3 protein-coding genes are annotated in these 3,742 nt (G+C 43.7%); 1 reads left to right on the plus strand and 2 read right to left on the minus strand.

Translation table 11 applies throughout. The features are described 5' to 3' along the window. Positions 1-647 (minus strand): homoserine kinase (gene thrB / locus F6K37_RS34580; RefSeq protein ID WP_287255341.1); only part of this gene is annotated, 647 nt, incomplete at its 3' end. A 325-nt stretch (positions 648-972) separates the two neighbouring features. Here thrB and F6K37_RS34585 point away from each other — a divergent pair. Continuing rightward, positions 973-1,206: a transposase gene (locus tag F6K37_RS34585; RefSeq protein WP_287255342.1), complete on the plus strand. Its 234-nt coding sequence runs from the start codon at positions 973-975 to the stop codon at positions 1,204-1,206. A 178-nt stretch (positions 1,207-1,384) separates the two neighbouring features. Here F6K37_RS34585 and F6K37_RS34590 read toward each other — a convergent pair. Beyond that, on the minus strand, positions 1,385-3,742 hold a 2,358-nt coding region (locus F6K37_RS34590), incomplete at its 5' end, for a type 2 lanthipeptide synthetase LanM family protein (protein ID WP_287255345.1).

Consider the following 3,742-nt stretch of genomic DNA (forward strand, 5'->3'; position numbering starts at 1 on the left):
ACATTCAAAACTGCATCAGCACGGCTATAGCTATCAGGCAACACCTGCCGTGCCTCCTGTGTTGAAAGCTCGAAATCGGGAATTGCCACCACCGGCACCAGATCAGAAGACCAAGCAACATCACAAATTACCCAATCCTGTTCTTTTTTTTGGGGTGTTTGGGGTTTCATCACCAAACCTCGACCGGTCAAACGACATCCCCCCAAAAGCGCTGGGACCACATTATCAGGATGCCCCTCAATTGCGATCGCTAACTCCATTACCTCCTGCTGAGAAAGAGGTTTACCCGCTAACTGATTTGCAGCAATCAATCCTCCAACAATCGCTGTGGCCGAACTCCCCAATCCTCGTGCCAAAGGCACCCCCAAATCAATCTCTAGGTGTACCGGAGGCGGAGTTTTTCCCAGACGATCATATAACGTTGCAAATGCTCGATAGACAAGATTACTCTCATCTCTACTAACCTTGTTGGCTTCCACACCAGTAACGTCAATCTTAAGCTTGACTGATCCAAAATTTACCGATTCCAGGCGAGTGACTTTAAACTGGTTATACACAGTTAACGCTGCGCCTATGCAATCGAAACCTGGTCCTAGATTAGCGGTAGTACCGGGCACAGTAACCCTGACCGTAGAAACAACAGACATTTGACAATATTCTGAACTAAATAATCTTGCCCTAAAAATTGCTCTCCTGTCTACCTGGTTTAGTATATTTATTTACAGTTGGCTGCACGTAAGTGATTTTCAATTGAATAAACGACACCCAGGCAGAAGTGAGAACGATTAATGATCTATGGTAATCTTGAATCAGTGTATTCTCAGCCTGTGAAAAATTCGATAAGTCGTGAGTGCAGAGCGTTCTGATACAGCATGTTTGAAATCATCAAAGGCCGATCAGCTGCTAGGAACCTATCCCACTAATCTAAAAATGTGGTAGTCTATTCCTTGGTTGATTTGGGTGTATGACTCTATGGCTGGGCCCTTCGAAGGGTTAAGTGATTTGGAATGGAAGTTGTTTGAAGATATCTTCCCCTTTGACCCAGAAAAACGGGGTAAAGGAATGCCTCATTCGCCCTATCGTCATGTGTTAAATAGTCTGTTGTACCTTCTGATTACTGGGTGTCGATGGTGCGATCTACCACGAGGGGATATATGGGCATCAAAAAGCTCGTCTCACCGATGGGTAAAGCGATGGCGTTGCTGAATCTTCGAATGAATAGGAGTAGGGTGGGCATCCTGCCCGCCCGAAAATATCCGGTGCGCTTTCCGCATTAAGAATTAAATTCGCTCAAGGTGCGCCTTCGGGTCGCACCGCCAGGAACAGGCAAGATGCCCATTCCACAAAACTATTAAAATCATTCCATTATTAAGCAACGCCCATATCAGTCCAATATGAGAACTGATGGTAATAAATCAGGGTAAGTCAGTCTGAGTAACTGATAACCAATTCCTGAAGTTCCTTGAAAGAAGGCAGGATGGAAGATTCCAGGCAAAAATTTATCAAATAAATGATATGAACCTCGTCGTTGCGCCCGACGGACAATCGAGGAAGCTTGCTGAGTTGCGACTTGGGATAAATCTGCTTGTGAGAAAGTTTGACTGGCGACGATAAGTACTTCAACTCTGCCAAAATTACCGCAGCAGAGATGGTCTTTCCCTTGTCGAGTAAATTGGCGGGTAGTTTCAAGCGCTACATCTATTTCCTTTTCAATCTGAGCGGTGTTGAAAACAGAAAGTCCTCCAATTCTTGCCAGTCCTATTCCAGGAGCGCCATTACACCAAGCTGTCATAAATCTTTTGTTACTATTAGTTTCCATTGCATCTCGAAAATCAGGCCAATTTCCGGCTATTTCATCAAAGATACTTTGTTCATAGGTAATTGCATCCTGAGCGGCATCCCTAAAGCGTCGATCATCAGTGACTTCGTACAAACGTAGCAATGCATAAGCAATTCCTGCTGCACCATGAGCAAAGCCCGTCACAAAGTTAGTGCCGATTTTATGCCAACCTTTAAACCCCTGGCTGTTATTAGTGCAAGACACAAGTAAATGTTCGCCACAACAGAATGCAGTTTCTAAAAGTGTAGAATCGTGGTTTTTTTGGTATAAGGTTAACAAAGATAATATTGCTCCAGCAGCACCGCCTAAAACATCTAAATTTTTGTCTAGAGTAATCCAATTGGGTGATATTAAAGAGGCGGCGGAGCTCGCATCTTCGAGCCAAGTGGGTTCGTCTAAAAACTCAGAAATGCGGGTAAAGGCATAGACGAGAGAACCAATCCCTGTATAGCCGCCAATGGAATAGCCATTTTTAACTAGGGTTGACATGGGTGTTTTGGCGATCGCATCTTTTAAGGGACGAGCCGCAGCTTGGATTAATTCCCTGTAACCACCATCTCTTGTGACTTGCTCTAAAGCAGCTAAGAAAAGAAGTTGACCAGCGACTCCCTGATACAGATCGAGTCGTAGGGGTTGAAGGATGTATCGATCTGCTTGGAGTTGCGGCGCTATCCAGGTTGCACTACCATCATCAGCATAAATTGCAAGTGCTTTGAGTTCCTCTGCAATCGCTTTGGCTTCGGCAATTAGTTCCGGTGGTGACAGAACTTCTCCGGCATCAATTTCTGGTTGTTTTTTTGAGTTCTTTGTAGTGGTGTGTTTGCCTGAAATGGCACTTAAACGCAGGATACTTTCAGTTAGGCGGACTTGGGTATTTAGGTCGCGTTCGCTTAAGGAAGTGATTTTATCAATTACATTATCTAAGCTAGATTTTTCACAGAAACCAGTTAACGTTTCCCCATTGGGTAAATCGATCGCTGTGCTATCTGTTTGCAAGGTAAAGAAGGGGATATCCATTTGCTCTAAGGCTTCAGTTTCCCACTTAACAAGATTCCAGTAGATGGCTTTTTGACCCGTATCTAGAGACATTCGGGAGACAATATCAATTTCCATACTTCGCAGGACTCCATCTCTTAAATAAGCTGGTTCTAGCAGGGATCTCAGCAGTGATGTATAAAATTTTGTATTGCGAAGAATATAGCGTACTTTTTGCCGATGGAACTGTTCGAGTGGAGCGTTTTTAGTAGTTAATTCGCTTCCTCGTTCCAGAATAAAGCGGTAAATTTGTTTGAAGCCGAAAACGATTTCATCGGTATAATCTGAGGCGTGGAGATAGTTACCGTCAAGGCAAGGAACGCTCTTATTGACATCTACTTTCATAAATTCCCTATCTCGCTTCATCGCATCTGAATTAACCGCTCGCCAAGCGGAACATTGAAATGGTAAAGTTTGTTGTCCAGCGTCCCGTAAACCACCAACATCATAAGACATTTTCATGTCTGCACTCAGTCGGATTGTTGGGAGCAAACCAATGCGAAATACTGAATTCCACCAGATGATGTCAATGGGTTTAATCTGGTAGCTTTCTGAGTAGTTTCGATCGAGTTTAAAGTTGTTGTGCATTAATGCTTCTAAATCGATCGGAAGGGGGTACTCGCCACAGGCAATCATATTTTCATAAAAACAGTCTACTCCTTCTAGAATGTACATCAAACCTAAAAGGATACCTGCCCGCTGGTAAAATCGACGTGCTGCTTCTTCATCTGGACAGGATAAGCTTTCAACATATTCCATCCATCCATAACCCTTCCTTCCTAGTAAGGTCAGTAATTTAAAGGGTAATAAAACTTCTTGTTGGTTGAACCACTCCAGCAGTTTAAAATAGGCGCGGTCAATCCCCAA

Source organism: Moorena sp. SIO4E2, from assembly GCF_010671945.1.
In the GTDB taxonomy this organism is placed as follows: Bacteria; Cyanobacteriota; Cyanobacteriia; order Cyanobacteriales; family Coleofasciculaceae; genus Moorena; species Moorena producens.